We start from the raw sequence: 14,445 nt of genomic DNA, 5'->3' as shown, positions 1-14,445 counted from the left end.
CGCTGCTCCAGTCACCATAGACGAGAACGTGTTCTAGTTCTAGGGTGGGGGCATGGACTCCCTCGTCGCGGATGTGGTGATCGTGGGTTTCGGTGCGGCCGGCGCCTGTGCGGCGATCGAGGCCGCCGATGCCGGTGCCCGGGTGCTGGTGCTGGACCGCTTCTCCGGCGGTGGCGCGAGCGCGGTCAGTGGTGGTGTCGTCTACGCCGGGGGCGGGACGGCGCAGCAGCGGGACGCGGGCGTCGACGACAGCGTCGACGCGATGTACGACTACCTGCGGCTGGAGGTCGGTGACGTCGTCTCCGAGGAGACCCTGCGGCGTTTCTGCGCGGGCAGTACGGAGATGATCTCCTGGCTGGAAGGCAACGGCGTGCCTTTCGAGGGCAGTCTGTGCCCGTACAAGACGTCTTACCCGAGCGACAAGCACTATCTGTACTACTCGGGCAGCGAGGCGGCGGGTGGTTTCCGTGACGCCGCCAAGCCCGCGCCGCGCGGGCATCGCGTCAAGGGGCCGGGAACTTCGGGAAAACTGCTGATGAAACGCCTGATGGAGGCGGTCCGGAGCCGTGGGATCCAGGTGCTGCCGCAGACCGCCGCGCGGAACCTGATCGTGGACGCCGACGGGACCGTGACCGGCGTCGTCGTGTCCACCCTGCGGGACGCTCCCGCTCGCGTACGAGCCGCGCACGGGAGGCTGTCGGCGTATGCCGCCAAACCGGGGATTTACGTGCCCTCGCTGAGGAAGTCGCTGCACCGGAGGGTGGAGCGAATCGAGCGTCGCTACGGCCGTGAGCTGCGGATTTCCGCCTCCCGCGGGGTCGTGCTCGCGGCGGGCGGGTTCATCGCGAACCGTGAGATGGTGCGCGAGCACGCGCCCGCGTATCGCGGCGGGCTGGCGCTCGGGACGTCGGCCGACGACGGATCCGGCATCCGGATGGGGATCGAGGCGGGCGGGGCCACCGCGGAACTCGGGCGGATCTCCGCCTGGCGGTTCATCACGCCGCCGTCGGCGTTCCTCGGCGGCCTGCTCGTGGACAAGACGGGTGGCCGGATCATCGACGAGTCCCGGTACGGCGCGGCCGTCGGCGAACGCATGATCACCGGACACGAAGGACGTGGCTGGCTGCTGGTCGACGACGCCATCGTCCAGGAGGTCCAGCGTGACGCGCGCGGGCAAAGTCAATGGTTCCAAGGACTTCAGGTGCGGTACTTGTTGCGGCAACGAGTCGTCGCCGGTTCGCTCGACGAGGTCGCGCGCAAGGCCGGTGTCGACCCCGGCGGGCTGGCGGCCAGTGTCGAGGCGGCGAGGTCCGGCGCGGATCCGACGGGCAAGCCCGCGGAGTTCGCGCGGCCGCTGGACCGGGCGCCGTACTCGCTGATCGATGTCTCGATCAAGCCGAACCTCGGCTATCCGTGCCCGATGCTGACGCTGGGCGGCCTGGTCGTGGACGAGGAGACCGGCGCGGTGCGGTCCGCCGCAGGTGCCCCGATTCGCGGGCTGTACGCGGCCGGCCGGACCGCGGTGGGAATCTGTTCTAGGTCCTATGTGAGTGGTCTGTCGCTGGCCGACTGTGTGTTTTCCGGGCGGCGTGCCGGACTGCACAGTGCCCTCGACCGGGGATCGGTCGACAAAAACGAGAACGTGTTCTAGTCTTGGATTCGGTTCACCGAGCACGAGAGAGGGAACGCATATGAGCGAGCACGCCGCGCAGGACGTGATCGCGGGGATCCGGGAGCTGCTGCCGGTCCTGCGGGAGCGGGCGCAGGAGGCGGAGGACGCCAGGCGCGTTCCCGAAGAGTCCGTCAAATCCCTGCAGGAGACCGGGTTCTTCAAACTCCTGCAGCCGAAGACGTTCGGTGGCCTCGAAGCCGACCCGGTGAGCTTCTACACCGCCGTCAAACTCGTCGCGAGCGCGTGCGGCTCCACCGGCTGGGTCGCCTCCATCCTCGGCGTCCACCCGTGGCACCTCGGTCTGTTCGAGGCGCAGGCGCAGCAGGACGTCTGGGGCGACGACGCCGACGTCCGGATCTCCTCGTCGTACGCGCCGATGGGCAAGGCGGACGTCGTCGACGGCGGCTACCGGCTCAGCGGGCGCTGGAGCTTCTCGTCCGGCTGTGACCACGCGACCTGGGTGCTGCTGGGCGGGCCGGTGTTCAAGGACGGGAAACCTGTCGACTTCTGCACCTACCTGGTGCCGATCTCCGACTACACGATCGAGGACGTCTGGGACACCGTGGGCCTGCGCGGTACCGGCTCCAACGACATCATCGTGAACGACGTCTTCGTGCCGAAACACCGCGCGCTCAGCTTCATCGCGACGTCGAAGTGCAAGACTCCCGGGCAGGAGATCAACCCCGGGCCGCTGTACAAGCTTCCTTACGGTTCGGTGCATCCGAGCACGATCACCGCGCCGATCATCGGGATGGCTCAAGGCGCGTACGACGCGCACGTCGAGTACCAGGGCAAGCGGGTCCGCGCGGCGTACGCCGGTGAACAGTCCAAAGAGGACCCGTTCACCAAGGTGCGGATCGCCGAGGCGGCGAGTGAGATCGACGCGGCCTGGCTCCAGCTGACGCACAACATCGACGAGCTGTACCAGCTGGCGTGCAAGGGGGAGAAGCTGCCGTTCCCCACCCGGCTGCGGGTGCGCCGTGACCAGGTCCGCGGTACCGAACGCGCGATCTTCGCGATCGACCGGCTCTTCGAGAACTCCGGCGGCCGCGCCTTGCAGGCCGGAACCCCGATCCAGCGGTTCTGGCGCGACGCCCACGCCGGCCGGGTGCACGCGGCGAACGACGCCGAGCGCGCCTACGTCATGTTCGGAACCGGCGCCTTCGGGCTGCCCGTCGAGAATGCGATGGTTTGATGACCGAAGGCAAGTACGTCACCGTCCAAGATGGACTCAAGCTGCACTACCACGAAGCCGGTACGGAACATCCGGAGACGGTGATCCTGCTGCACGGTGGCGGGCCCGGCGCGTCGGCGTGGAGCAACTTCGGCCGCAATCTGCCGGTGTTCGGCAAGAACTACCGGACCTTGGCGATCGACCAGCCCGGGTTCGGCCGGTCGGACAAGCCGACCGAGCATCCGCAGTACTTCCGGCACAGCGCGGACGCCGTGGTCGGGCTCATGGACGAACTCGGCATCGAACGGGCGCATTTCGTCGGCAACTCGCTCGGCGGCGGCACCTCCGTGCGGCTCGCGCTCAACCACCCCCAGCGCGCCGGACGGCTCGTCCTGATGGGTCCGGGCGGCCTGAGCGTGAACCTGTTCGCGCCCGATCCCACGGAGGGCATCAAGAACCTCGGCCGGTTCAGCGCCCCGCCGGGGCCGAGCCGCGAGAAGCTCGAAGCCTTCCTGCGGATCATGGTGCACGACCAGTCGCTGATCACCGACGAACTGATCGACGAGCGGTTCGCCGCCGCGAGCGCGCCGGAATCCCTCGCCGCGATGAAGGCGATGGGCAAGTCGTTCGCCCAGCCCGACACCTACGAAGAGGGCATGCTGTGGCGTGAGGCGCATCGCCTGCGGCAGCGCGTGCTCCTGATCTGGGGACGGGAAGACCGGGTGAACCCGCTCGACGGCGCGCTGCTCGCGCTCAAGACGATCCCGCGTGCCCAGTTGCACGTGTTCGGCGGCTGCGGCCATTGGGCGCAGCTGGAGAAGTTCGACGAATTCAACCGGCTGGCACTCGACTTCCTGGGAGCCTCCTGATGGGTATCCGCTCGCTCGCCTACCTCCGCATCGAAGCCACCGACATGGCCGCGTGGCGCGAATACGGGCTGAAGGTCCTCGGCATGGTCGAGGGTTCCGGCACGAATCCGGAAGCGCTCTACCTGCGCATGGACGATTTCCCCGCGCGGCTCGTGATCTTCCCCGGCGAGCACGACCGGCTCGCCGTGGCGGGCTGGGAGGTCGCCAACGCCGGCGAACTCGACGAGATCCGGGCGTCGCTCGACGCGCACTCGGTGCCGTACAAGGAAGGAACGCCGGATCAACTGGCCGATCGCCGTGTCGACGGCCTGGTGTCCTTTGAGGACCCCTCGGGCAACACGCTCGAAGTGTTCCACGGCGTCGCGTTGCAGCATCGGCGTGTCGTCAGTCCTTATGGGCACAAGTTCGTGACCGGCGAACAAGGACTCGGGCACGTCGTACTGTCCACACACGACGATGACGCTTCTCTGCGGTTCTACCGTGACGTCCTCGGATTCCGGCTGCGGGACTCGATGAAGCTGCCGCCGCAGATGGTCGGCAGGCCCGCCGACGGCGCTCCGGCGTGGCTGCGGTTCTTCGGCTGCAACCCGCGTCACCACAGCCTCGCGTTCCTCCCGATGCCGACACCCAGTGGCATCGTGCACCTCATGGTCGAAGTGGAGAACACCGACGACGTCGGCCTCTGTCTCGACCGGGCCATCCGCCGGAAGGTGCCGATGTCGGCGAGCCTCGGGCGGCACGTCAACGATCTGATGCTCTCGTTCTACATGAAGACCCCCGGTGGCTTCGACGTCGAATACGGCTGCGAGGGGCGTCAAGTGGACGACGAGAGCTGGATCGCCCGAGAGAGTACGGCGGTTTCCTTGTGGGGACACGACTTTTCAGTCGGCGCCCGCCAGCCGGGGCAGTCGTGACCCCGGTGACGGACCTCGGCGCGGACATCGATCCGGCACGGTTCCGCACGGTGCTCGGACATTTCTGCACCGGCGTCGCGGTGGTGACCGGGCACGACGGCACGGCGCCGGTGGGCTTCGCGTGCCAGTCGTTCGCGGCCCTTTCGCTGGATCCGCCGCTGGTGCTTTTCTGCCCTGCCAAGACTTCCCGGACCTGGGCGGTGCTCGCCGAGTCCGGCCGGTTCGCCGTCAACGTGCTCGCCGAGGACCAGCAAGAGGTCAGCGCGGTGTTCGGCGCGCGGGGCGCGGACAAGTTCGCGTCGGTCGACTGGGCCCCCGCCCCGTCCGGATCCCCGTTGCTGACCGGGGCTCTGACGTGGATCGACTGCACCCTCGAAGCCGTGCACGAGGCGGGTGACCATTACGTCGTCGTCGGCAGGGTCACCGCGCTCGGGGACCCGTCCGACGATCGGCCGTTGCTGTTCCATCGCGGGCGGTACACGGTGACCGAGCCGGTGACGGACGCGCTCGCCGCGCTCATGCCCTGGCCGCGTCCCGACGATTGGCTCTGATCGGCTCGCCGGCGTCGTGCAGGCTGCGCAACGCGAGCGAGTACGACTCGATGAGCCCGGTCTCGTGATACGGGACGCCGATCTCGTCGCAATACCGCTGGACGATGGGCCGGGCGCGGCGAAGGTGCGGAGACGGCATGCTCGGGAACAGATGGTGCTCGATCTGGTAATTGAGCCCGCCGAGGGCGACGTCGACGATCCGGCCGCCGCGGACGTTGCGTGACGTGAGCACCTGCTTGCGGAGGAAGTCGAGCTCGGTGTCGCCGGACAGGATCGGCATTCCCTTGTGGTTGGGGGCGAAGATCGATCCCATGTAGACACCCCACAGTGCTTTGTGGACGATGAAGAAGACGAGCGCCTTACCGGGGGAGAGGACCACGAGCAGCGCGCTGAAGTAGAGCGCGAAATGCGCCAACAGCAGGGCCGCTTCGAGCCCGCGCCGCCGGAGGCCCGGCTTCGCGACCGCGCGGATTCCGGAGAAGTGCAGGTTCAAGCCTTCGAGGGTGAGTAGCGGGAAGAACAGGAACGCCTGGTAGCGGCCGATGAACCGGGGGAGCCCCTTGCTGGCCCGCGCCTGGTCCTTCGACCACACGAGGATGTCCGGATCGACGTCGGGGTCGAGGTCCTCGTGGTTCGGGTTCGCGTGGTGACGGGTGTGCTTGTCCATCCACCAGCCGTAACTCATGCCGACGCCTAGGTTCCCCGCGATCCGGCCGGCGATCTCGCTCGGCCGACGGGTGCGGAACACCTGCCGGTGCGCGAGATCGTGCGACAGCAACGCGATCTGGCCGAACATCACCGCCTGGAAGACGGCGATCCCCAGCTGCCACCAGGAATCCCCGATCGCGAAGAAGGCGACCCAGCCGGTGACGAAGAGGGTGGCGACCAGGCCGATGCGGAAGACGTAGTAGCCGGGACGGCGGTCGAGGAGGCCCGCTTCGCTGACGCGGCGGGACAGACGGGCGAAATCGCTGCCTGTGCGGAGGTTTGCGGTCACCCTGGTGAGTCTCGTCCGGGGCGGGGATGGGGTGAATGCGGTGCGCCGGTGGGTTGGTGCGGGGGTTGGCCCTACCCTCGGTGCGAGCGGCTCGTTCATGAAGGATTTGGGACATTCGACGTCCCAAATCCTTCATGAACGAGATCTCTTCCGCGTGACAGGACCTTTCGTGCGGCGTGAAGGCTGATCTTGTCGGTGGTCTGCCGCATGGTGGGCGGGTGCGAAGAGGAACTTGGGCGTCTCACCCCATGCTCGCCGCTCCGGATCGCCCGGAAGTGGTCCGCGCGGCCGAGCTCGAAGCGATCGGTCTCCCGCGCCGGACCATCTCCCGGCGTTGCCTCCCGGGCGGCCCCTGGCAGTCGCTGCTGCCCGGAATCGTGCTGTTGAGCAACGGAAAACCCTCCGATGAGCACCGCGGCCGCGCGGCGCTGCTTCATGGGCGGACGGGAGCAGTGCTCACCGGAACGTACGCACTTCGTCGTCACGGCCTGGAACGGGTCCCTGAGGAAGAGATCGTGCACGTCCTCATTCCCGCGAGTCGCGACATAGCCGACGTGGGGTTCGTGCATGTGGAGCGCACGACGCGCTTGCCGCGACCTCATCCGAAAGGAGACCTTCTGATAGCTCCTGTCACCCGCGCCGTCGTCGACACCGCCCGGCGGCTCACCGACGAAGACGAAGTCCAGTCGATGATGGCTGAGGCCGTCCAACGTCGCTTCTGCACCGCGGAGATGCTCGCCGACGAACTCGACCAAGGTCGCACCGCCGGCACGGCCATGCCGAGGCGAGCACTCGCCCCGCTCCTAGCCGGAGCCAGATCGGTCGCCGAGGCCGACGCGTGGCACCTCTGGCGAAGATCCGGCCTTCCACCGGGCCGGTGGAACGCTCCGATCTACGACGCGCACGGCAACCACATCGCCACGCCGGACTTCTGGTGCGATGAAATCGCGCTGGCCTGGGAGATCGATTCGTATCGGTACCACGCGAGCCTCGAAGGCCACCGTGCCACGCTCGCCCGCAACGCGCGGTATGCCGCCGCCGGGATCGTCGTGCTGCAAACGCTGCCGTCCCGGTTGCGTGCGGAGCCCGGCAAGGTGGCCGTCGAGTTGCGAGCTGCGTTCCGTGCGGCTCAAGCCCGCCCTCGCCCGAATGTCGTGCTGAAGGAGGCTGCCTAGCCGGCTAAGCCCCCGCAGCAGCCTCCCGCGCCGCATCGAAAGGAGCCCGATCGAACACGATCCGCAACTCCACGATCTTCCCCTCCCGCACCGTCAGCAGCTCGGCCCCGGGTGCGCTCGCGACCGGCAGGGTCGCCGTGTCGTACATCAGCAACGCGGTCGTCTCGTCCCCGAACGCCGAGAGCAGCGTCGAGCCGGTCAGGATCTCGGTGAACGGGCCCATGAACCCGCGAAACGCCTCAGCGCCGGAAAGCGGCCCACCGGGCGTGTGGCAGACGATGTCGTCGGCGACGTAGGTCATCGCCTTCTCGAAGTCCTTGCCCGTCCACGCGTGGTGGTAGGCGAGCGCGACATCCAAGGCGGGACTGGTCATGATGGTTCCTTTCGTCGGTCTTCACCCAGTCAGACACCACTCCCGCCGCGAAAGGAACGGTCAGTGAGCACCAGGGCGACAGACGAGCAGGGGTTTCGCGAACTCGCCGACACCTATCGGCATGAGCTCCACCTGCACTGTTACCGGATCCTCGGCTCCCTCACCGACGCCGAGGACGCCGTCCAGGAGACGCTTCTGGCCGCCTGGCGCGGTCTCGACGGCTTCGAGGGGCGCTCATCGCTACGCACCTGGCTGTACCGCATCGCCACCAACCGCTGCCTCAACGCATTGAGGGACGCCGGCCGCCGTTGCCCGCCCGAGCCGGTGCCGCCGTTCGATCCGCCGGAGCCGAGCCGGCGCGGTGAAGCGACCTGGTTGCAGCCGTATCCGGACGAGCTCGCCGACAGCGAACCCGGCCCCGAAGCGCGCTACACCACCAGGGAGGCCGTCGAGCTCGCCTTCATCACCGGACTCCAGCTCCTTCCCCCGAGACAAGCCGCCGCGCTCGTCCTGCGGGACGTCCTGTGCTTCTCCGCCGCTGAAGTCGCGAGCATGCTCGGCACCACCGAGACGGCGGTCAAAGGCATCCTTCAGCGCGCCCGCGCCTCCCTCGACAAGCATCGAGCCCACACGGCACACTGCCCCTCACCGCAGGAGCGCGAGCTGACCAGGCGCTTCGCCGACGCGTTCACCGCGGGCGACCTCGACGGCGTCCTGAGCCTGCTGACCGACGACGCTTGGCTCGCCATGCCACCGGCACCGCACGAGTACCACGGTCGCGAGGCGATCGCGGGCTTCCTCCGCGTCACCATGGCCGTTCCCGTGGAGGGCTTCACCATGACCCCGACGCGGGCCAACAGCCAGCCCGCCTTCGTCTGCCGTCACGGTGAGACACCGGCCGGACTGATGGTCCTCACCCTCGACGGTGACCGTATCCGTGCCATCACCCGGTTCCTGGATCAGAAGTAACCCGCCAGCCGGCCGCACAGCGCGCGGATGTCCGCGGCCGGCGCGCCTGTCCACGAGGGACCGTCCATCCACCCGAGCTCCGAGGGCGTTCCCCGGTACCGCACGAAAACGTGCTGATGGAAATGCGCGACGCTGCGCCCGGCGATGGCGGAGAACACGTGCTCCGGAGCCAGTTCCGCGCGCAGGCCCCTGGCCGCGCACCAGGCCGCCCGCGAAACCGCCGAGACCTCGTCCGGGGTCAGCTCGTCCAGCGCCGCCACATGCCGCCGGGGCTCGACGAACAGGTACCCGGGAAAACGGCCGGGCCGGTGCGACACGACGACCGTGCCGTCAGCCCAGACGACCGGCCCCACCAGCGGGCCTTCACCACGGTGCTTGGCACAGATCGCGCACTCCACCGGCTCACGATAACGGCGGTCGCACCCGTCCGAGGTGGTCTCCTGGCGAGCCGAACAGGTGCGCCGCGCCATGCGCCCGCTTGAAATAGCGGTGCGCCGGATGCTCCCAGGTGATCGCGATCCCGCCGTGCAGCTGGATCATCTCGCCCGCCACCGTCGCCAGCGCCTCCGAGCAGTGCACCTTGGCCACCGCGGCCAGCCTGCTCGACTGCGGAGCCGCGTAGGCCGCCGAGCGCGCGGTCTCCACCAGGACGTGGAGATCCGCCATCCGGTGCTTCAACGCCTGAAAGCCGCCGATCGGCCTGCCGAACTGGTGCCGTTGCTTGCTGTACTCCACCGTCAGTTCCAACGCCCGTGCTGCGGCCCCGGCCTGTTCCGCGGCCAGGACGGCGCACGCGACGTCCCTGAGCGCGTCGAGGTCGACCGGGCCGATCAGCCGGGCAGGGGCATTGTCGAAACGAACCCTCGCCAGTCGCCGCGTTTCGTCCATCGCCGGAGTCCGCTCTCGCCGCGCATCGGTGACTTCGTACAGCGAGCCGCCGGTCGCGACCAGCAGGATCTCGGCCTCGTCGCCGTGCAGGACGTAGTGCGCCTCGCCCTCCACCACGGAATCGTCGACGCGGCAGGCAGGAGCATCCCAGCGACCTTCGGCATCGGCCCAGGCGACCGCGCCGATGGCACCCTCGGCGAGGCGGGGGAGCAGACGCTCGCAAGCCTCGTCGTTGCCCGTGGCCAGGACGGCGTGCACGGCGAGCACGGCCGAGCCGAGGAACGGGACGTCGGCGAGGACCCTGCCCAGTTCTTCGGCGACCACCTGCAGTTCCGTGGTCCCGGCGCCGAGCCCGCCGAACCGCTCGGGAACGGCCAGCGCCGCCACCCCGATCTGCTCGCACAGCTCCGGCCAGGGATCCGCTTCCCGGTCCAGCAGTTTCCGCACGCTGTCGCGCAGCGCGTCCTGTTCGGCGGTGAACGTCATGACAGCACCCGCTCCCGGTGGAACCGCGGCGTGCCCCACGCGCCGACCAGCGCGCGGACCCTGGTCAGCCGCAGGCCGAGCGCGTGTTCCGCGGTGTAGCCGATCGCGCCGTGCACCTGCAGCCCGGTCCGGGCGGCGAGATGCGCGGCGTCGCCGCACGCCACCTTGGCCGCGGAGACGTCGCGCCGGTCCAGCGTGACGGCCGCGCCGAACAGCAGCGGTTCGGCCAGCGCGAGCCCGGTCGCGACATCCGCGAGCAGGTATTTGATCGCCTGGTAGCCGCCGATCTCCCGGCCGTATTGCTTGCGTTGCGCGGCGTAAGCGACGGACGTGTCGAGCAGCCATCGTCCCGCGCCGAGGAGTTGCGCCGCGGTGGCGAGACAGCCCAGTTCGAACGCGCGCTCCGCGTCGAGCGCCGTGCCGAGATCGTCCCCGGTCACGGGCGGGAATAGCCGCCGTGATCCGTCCATAGAGGACAGAAGTGAGCCGGGAGTGAAGGCGCGCAGCCTGCCGTTCTCGACGGCGAGCCGCGCGTCCGCGACGTCGGAATCCAAGGCATACGGCACCTGCGGCGCGAAAGCCACCGACGCCAGCGTCTCGCCGGACGCGACCGACGTCAGCAGTTCGTCGTCGAGCAAGGACGGCAGGACGGCCACGGTGTCGGTCCACGGCCCGGGAACGCAGTGATAGCCGAGCCGTTCGAAACCGACGGCCAGATCCACCGGCGTGGCGCCGAGACCGTCGTACTTCTCGGGAACCGCCAGCGCGGTCACGCCGAGTTCGGCCAGCCGCCGCCAGATCTTGAGGCCGGGACCGGGATCGCCCGACGCCCAGGATCGAGTGGCCGAGTCCGTGTCCACACCGGACAGAAGATCGTGCAGGCTGCGGGAGAACTGCTCTTGCTCGGCGGAGAGTGCGAACCTCATCGAGCCCCCTTCGGCAGGCCGAGCAGCCGTTCGGCGACGATGGACCGCTGGATCTGGTCGGTTCCGCCGTAGATCGGCCCGGCCAGGGAGAACAGCCAGCCATCACTCCAGGCGCCCCGCAGTTCGGCGTCCGGGCCGAGGACATCGAGCGCCGTTTCGTGCAGGGCGACGTCGAGGTGCGACCAGAACAGCTTGTTGACACTCGACTCCGGGCCGAGCTCGGCCCCCTCGGAGAGCCGGGTGACCGTGCCCAAGGTGTACAGCTGATAGGCCCGCGCGCCGATCCATGCGTCGGCGACCCGGTCCGCGGTGTGCGCCGGCTGCCCGGCGTCGTGCCAGAGCGAGACCAGCCGGTCGGCCGCGGCGAGGAACCGGCCGGGGCTGCGCAAGGACAGGCCGCGTTCGTTGTTCGCGGTCGTCATCGCGACCCGCCAGCCTTCGCCGGGCGCGCCGATGACGTCCTGGTCGGGGACGAAGACGTCGTCGAAGAAGAGCTCGGCGAACCCCGGTTCACCGTCCAGCTGGGGGATGGGCCGGACGGTGACGCCCTCGGCCCGCAGATCCACCATCAGATAGGTGAGCCCCTTGTGTCGCACCGACTCCGGGTCACTGCGGAACAACCCGAACGCCTTGTCCGCGAAGGTCGCCCGCGAGCTCCACGTCTTCTGCCCGCTGACCCGCCAGCCACCGTCGCAGCGGGTCGCGGTGCTCCGGAGCGCAGCGATGTCGCTGCCCGCCTCGGGTTCCGACCACGCCTGCGCCCAGACCTCTTCGGAGCGCGCCATCTTCGGCAGGATGCGACGTTGCTGCTCTTCCGTGCCATGGGAGAACAGTGTCGGCGCGAGCATGAAGAGGCCGTTCTGGTTGACTCGCAACGGCGCTCCCGCCGCGTAGTACTCCTCCTCGAAGAGCACCCACTCCAGCAGGCTCGCGTCCCGCCCGCCGAACTCGCGCGGCCACGAGACGACGGACCACCGGGCGTCGGCCAACCGGGATTCCCACTCGCGGTGCTGCGCGAATCCTTCGGCGGTGTCGAACGACTTCAGCGGCTCGGCGGGAACGTTCGCGGCGAGCCAGGCACGGGCTTCGTCACAAAAGGCGAGCGTCTGCTCATCCAGGTCGAGGTTCATCATGAACTCGCGTCACGCATCGAGCGCGCGTCCTGCCCGCCCAGCGAGTCACCGCCGGAAACCTCGGCGTTGTGCGCGTGCGCGAAGTGGTGCAGACCGAACACGGAGTCCATTCCGGACCGGAGCCCCATGAGGTCTTCCGCCTGGTTCACGGCCTTCTTGGCGAGCGCGAGCCCCATCCGCGGCATCACCGCGATCTTCTCCGCCAGCGCCATCGTCTCGGTTTCGAGGTCGGCGCGCGGGACGACGCGGTTCAGCATGCCCCATTCCTTGGCCTGCTGCGCCGTGAAGCGCTCACCGGTGAACAGCACCTCCTTGGCAGCGCGCGGACCGAGGACCCACGGGTGCGCGAAGTACTCGACACCGGGAATCCCCATACGTACCACGGGATCGGCGAAGAACGCGTCGTCGGAGGCGACGATCATGTCGCACACCCACGCCAGCATCAGCGCGCCCGCGATGCACGCGCCCTGCACGCTCGCGATGGTCGGCTTCGGGATCTCGCGCCACCGGCGGCACATGCCGAGGTAGACCTCGGACTCGCGGGCGAACCGCTGATCACCGCCCTCGGCGCCGACATGGTCCCACCACAGGACGGCCTTGCGCTCGAACGAGACGTCCACGTCGCGCTCCGGCGTCCCGATGTCGTGCCCGGCGGAGAAATGCTTCCCGGCGCCGGCCAGCACGATCACCTTGACCTCGGGATCGTCGACAGCGCGGGTGAACGCCGCGTCCAGCGCGTAGGTCATCGCCGAGTTCTGCGCGTTCCGGTACTCCGGCCGGTTCATCGTGACGACGGCCACCGGCCCGCGTCGCTCGTACTCGACGGTCATCCGTTCTCCTCCCGCAACACGCGTTTCAGCACCTTCCCCGACAGGTTCCGCGGAAGTTCCGCCACGAACTCGATGTACCGGGGGAGTTTGTAGTTGGCCAGATTGCTTTTGCAGTGCGCCAGGACGTCCTCAGTGGACAGTTCGGCGCCGGGGCGAAGCCGGATGTAGGCCTTGCCCGCCTCGCCGTACACCGCGTCGGGAACACCGATCACCGCGGATTCCGCCACGCCGTCCAGCCAGCCGAGCGCCTGCTCGATCTCGGCCGGGTACACGTTGAATCCCTTGCAGACGTACATGTCCTTGATCCGGTCGACGATCCGCAGGTAGCCGCGCTCGTTGAGCACCCCGACGTCGCCGGTGTGCAACCAGCCGTCGGCGTCGATGGCTTCCGCCGTGGCCTCCGGATCGTCGAGATAACCGAGCATCACGTTCGGCCCGCGCAGGAGGACCTCGCCGAGCTCGCCGAGCTTCACCTCGAAGCCCGCCGTCGCACGACCGGAGAAATGTGCCACCAGTTTCGCGTCGTCTTCGGGGCGGGACATCGTGGCCACCACGGCCTCGGTGAGCCCGTACGCGGTGAGCACGGTGTCGAAACCCAGCTCTGTCCGCATTCGCTCGACCAAGGCGACCGGCACGGTCGCCGCCCCGGTGACGGCGAGCCGGAGGCTGGACAGATCGTGGTTCCCGCGTTCGGGCGCGTCCAGCAGGACCTGATAGATCGTCGGCGCGCCGGGAAGCACCGTGATCCGCTCGGATTCGACGAGGCGGAGGGTTTCGCGGACGTCGAAGGTGCGCTGCGGCAGGATCGTCGCCCCGCGCAGGATGGCCGCGAGGATCCCCGCCTTGTAACCGAAGCTGTGGAAGAACGGGTTGATGACGAGGTAGCGGTCTTCCTCGGTCAGGCCACCGCAGTCGGCCCAGGCCTCGGCGACGCTCAGCGCCTGGCGGTGGCTGCTCATCGCGCCCTTGCTGCGGCCGGTGGTCCCGGAGGTGAACAGGATGTCGCTGACGTGGTCGGGTTTCGCGGGACTGGTGAAATCGGTTTCGAGACCGGCGAGGGCATCCCATTCCGTAACACCGTCGACAGGTTCTTCGGCGCCTTCGACAGGGATGCGCAGGACGGCGCCGGGGCGGGAAGAGCCGAGGTCCGTCAGCCGATCCGTGCCGAGGAACGTGCCGGTGATCGCCAGCGCGGACACCTTCGCGCGCTCGAGGACGTCGACGGTCTCGCGGGCTGTGAAGCGGGTGTTGACCGGGATCAGCGTCGCTCCGGCGTACAGCGCGCCGAGCCCGGCGACGACCCAGTGCCAGGTGTTGGGGGAGCAGATCGCGACCCGTTCGTGGCCCGCGAAGAACCGCGCCGCCTGGCGCACCCGGCGGGCGAGTTCGGCGTAGGTGAGCCGGACTTCGCCGTCTACCAGCGCTTCCCGCGCGGCGAAGCGCTCCGCGGCCCTGTCGAGCGCCGCTGGGATGGTTCCTTCAGTCATC

The 14,445-nt window shown here is 68.8% G+C and carries 15 protein-coding genes; 7 read left to right on the top strand and 8 right to left on the bottom strand.

Going from position 1 to position 14,445, the window contains the following annotated elements; all coding sequences use genetic code 11:
* Positions 1 to 52: 52 nt before the first annotated feature.
* Genes BLW75_RS11360 through hsaB form a run of 5 tightly spaced genes read left to right on the top strand, consistent with a single transcriptional unit; the run spans position 53 to position 5,180 of the window.
* Positions 53 to 1,651: an FAD-binding protein gene (locus BLW75_RS11360; RefSeq protein ID WP_034317263.1), complete on the top strand. Its 1,599-nt coding sequence runs from the start codon at positions 53 to 55 to the stop codon at positions 1,649 to 1,651.
* A gap of 40 nt (positions 1,652 to 1,691) precedes the next feature.
* On the top strand, positions 1,692 to 2,867 hold the full coding sequence (hsaA, locus tag BLW75_RS11355) for a 3-hydroxy-9,10-secoandrosta-1,3,5(10)-triene-9,17-dione monooxygenase oxygenase subunit (protein WP_034317260.1): 1,176 nt from the start codon (positions 1,692 to 1,694) through the stop codon (positions 2,865 to 2,867).
* On the top strand, positions 2,867 to 3,715 hold the full coding sequence (hsaD, locus tag BLW75_RS11350) for a 4,5:9,10-diseco-3-hydroxy-5,9,17-trioxoandrosta-1(10),2-diene-4-oate hydrolase (protein WP_034317257.1): 849 nt from the start codon (positions 2,867 to 2,869) through the stop codon (positions 3,713 to 3,715). The genes hsaA and hsaD overlap by 1 nt, the downstream gene beginning before the upstream one ends.
* Entirely contained in the window at positions 3,715 to 4,629 is a 915-nt protein-coding gene (hsaC, locus tag BLW75_RS11345) for an iron-dependent extradiol dioxygenase HsaC (RefSeq protein WP_034317254.1), read from the top strand. Before hsaD ends, hsaC begins: the two co-directional genes overlap by 1 nt.
* Positions 4,626 to 5,180 carry a 3-hydroxy-9,10-secoandrosta-1,3,5(10)-triene-9,17-dione monooxygenase reductase subunit gene (hsaB, locus tag BLW75_RS11340; RefSeq protein ID WP_034317251.1) on the top strand — a complete coding sequence of 185 codons (555 nt, stop codon included), beginning with the start codon at positions 4,626 to 4,628 and terminating at the stop codon, positions 5,178 to 5,180. Before hsaC ends, hsaB begins: the two co-directional genes overlap by 4 nt.
* Here hsaB and BLW75_RS11335 read toward each other — a convergent pair.
* Entirely contained in the window at positions 5,146 to 6,177 is a 1,032-nt protein-coding gene (locus BLW75_RS11335; protein ID WP_034317248.1) for a fatty acid desaturase family protein, read from the bottom strand. The genes hsaB and BLW75_RS11335 overlap by 35 nt on opposite strands.
* Before the next feature lie 218 nt (positions 6,178 to 6,395).
* Between BLW75_RS11335 and BLW75_RS11325 the strand changes: the two genes are divergently transcribed.
* Complete coding sequence (locus tag BLW75_RS11325; RefSeq protein ID WP_241783857.1) at positions 6,396 to 7,352, top strand: hypothetical protein; 957 nt, start codon at positions 6,396 to 6,398, stop codon at positions 7,350 to 7,352.
* Positions 7,353 to 7,356: 4 nt separating this feature from the next.
* On the opposite strand, the gene BLW75_RS11320 is transcribed toward BLW75_RS11325, so the two are convergent.
* Positions 7,357 to 7,725 (bottom strand): nuclear transport factor 2 family protein, encoded by a 369-nt coding sequence (locus BLW75_RS11320; protein ID WP_034317244.1) that lies wholly within the window; start codon positions 7,723 to 7,725, stop codon positions 7,357 to 7,359.
* Between the two features lie 63 nt (positions 7,726 to 7,788).
* Between BLW75_RS11320 and BLW75_RS11315 the strand changes: the two genes are divergently transcribed.
* Complete coding sequence (locus BLW75_RS11315) at positions 7,789 to 8,694, top strand: RNA polymerase subunit sigma-70 (protein WP_034317241.1); 906 nt, start codon at positions 7,789 to 7,791, stop codon at positions 8,692 to 8,694.
* On the opposite strand, the gene BLW75_RS11310 is transcribed toward BLW75_RS11315, so the two are convergent.
* From BLW75_RS11310 to BLW75_RS11285, 6 genes are read right to left on the bottom strand one after another with little or no spacing between them, the layout of a single operon-like run.
* Complete coding sequence (locus tag BLW75_RS11310; protein ID WP_091597325.1) at positions 8,685 to 9,092, bottom strand: HIT family protein; 408 nt, start codon at positions 9,090 to 9,092, stop codon at positions 8,685 to 8,687. The genes BLW75_RS11315 and BLW75_RS11310 overlap by 10 nt on opposite strands.
* A gap of 4 nt (positions 9,093 to 9,096) precedes the next feature.
* Complete coding sequence (locus BLW75_RS11305; protein ID WP_034317238.1) at positions 9,097 to 10,068, bottom strand: acyl-CoA dehydrogenase family protein; 972 nt, start codon at positions 10,066 to 10,068, stop codon at positions 9,097 to 9,099.
* Entirely contained in the window at positions 10,065 to 10,994 is a 930-nt protein-coding gene (locus tag BLW75_RS11300; RefSeq protein WP_034317235.1) for an acyl-CoA dehydrogenase family protein, read from the bottom strand. The genes BLW75_RS11305 and BLW75_RS11300 overlap by 4 nt, the downstream gene beginning before the upstream one ends.
* Positions 10,991 to 12,124, bottom strand: coding sequence for an acyl-CoA dehydrogenase family protein (locus BLW75_RS11295; protein WP_034317232.1), 1,134 nt, complete (start codon positions 12,122 to 12,124; stop codon positions 10,991 to 10,993). The genes BLW75_RS11300 and BLW75_RS11295 overlap by 4 nt, the downstream gene beginning before the upstream one ends.
* Positions 12,124 to 12,957: an enoyl-CoA hydratase gene (locus tag BLW75_RS11290; RefSeq protein ID WP_034317229.1), complete on the bottom strand. Its 834-nt coding sequence runs from the start codon at positions 12,955 to 12,957 to the stop codon at positions 12,124 to 12,126. The genes BLW75_RS11295 and BLW75_RS11290 overlap by 1 nt, the downstream gene beginning before the upstream one ends.
* Positions 12,954 to 14,444, bottom strand: coding sequence for a FadD3 family acyl-CoA ligase (locus BLW75_RS11285; RefSeq protein ID WP_034317225.1), 1,491 nt, complete (start codon positions 14,442 to 14,444; stop codon positions 12,954 to 12,956). The genes BLW75_RS11290 and BLW75_RS11285 overlap by 4 nt, the downstream gene beginning before the upstream one ends.
* Position 14,445 lies beyond the last annotated feature (1 nt).

The organism is Amycolatopsis lurida (assembly GCF_900105055.1).
GTDB classification, from domain to species: domain Bacteria; phylum Actinomycetota; class Actinomycetes; order Mycobacteriales; family Pseudonocardiaceae; genus Amycolatopsis; species Amycolatopsis lurida.
Note: the sequence above shows the minus strand (reverse complement) of the source record. Positions and strands in the feature narration are given on the sequence as shown.

Bases quoted from the DNA above. Each gene is read 5' to 3' on its own strand.
- BLW75_RS11360 (WP_034317263.1), top strand. From the start codon at position 53: ATGGACTCCCTCGTCGCGGATGTGGTGATCGTGGGTTTCGGTGCGGCC.
- hsaA (WP_034317260.1), top strand. From the start codon at position 1,692: ATGAGCGAGCACGCCGCGCAGGACGTGATCGCGGGGATCCGGGAGCTG.
- hsaD (WP_034317257.1), top strand. From the start codon at position 2,867: ATGACCGAAGGCAAGTACGTCACCGTCCAAGATGGACTCAAGCTGCAC.
- hsaC (WP_034317254.1), top strand. From the start codon at position 3,715: ATGGGTATCCGCTCGCTCGCCTACCTCCGCATCGAAGCCACCGACATG.
- BLW75_RS11320 (WP_034317244.1), bottom strand. From the start codon at position 7,725: ATGACCAGTCCCGCCTTGGATGTCGCGCTCGCCTACCACCACGCGTGG.
- BLW75_RS11305 (WP_034317238.1), bottom strand. From the start codon at position 10,068: ATGACGTTCACCGCCGAACAGGACGCGCTGCGCGACAGCGTGCGGAAA.
- BLW75_RS11300 (WP_034317235.1), bottom strand. From the start codon at position 10,994: ATGAGGTTCGCACTCTCCGCCGAGCAAGAGCAGTTCTCCCGCAGCCTG.
- BLW75_RS11295 (WP_034317232.1), bottom strand. From the start codon at position 12,124: ATGAACCTCGACCTGGATGAGCAGACGCTCGCCTTTTGTGACGAAGCC.
- BLW75_RS11290 (WP_034317229.1), bottom strand. From the start codon at position 12,957: ATGACCGTCGAGTACGAGCGACGCGGGCCGGTGGCCGTCGTCACGATG.
- BLW75_RS11285 (WP_034317225.1), bottom strand. From the start codon at position 14,444: ATGACTGAAGGAACCATCCCAGCGGCGCTCGACAGGGCCGCGGAGCGC.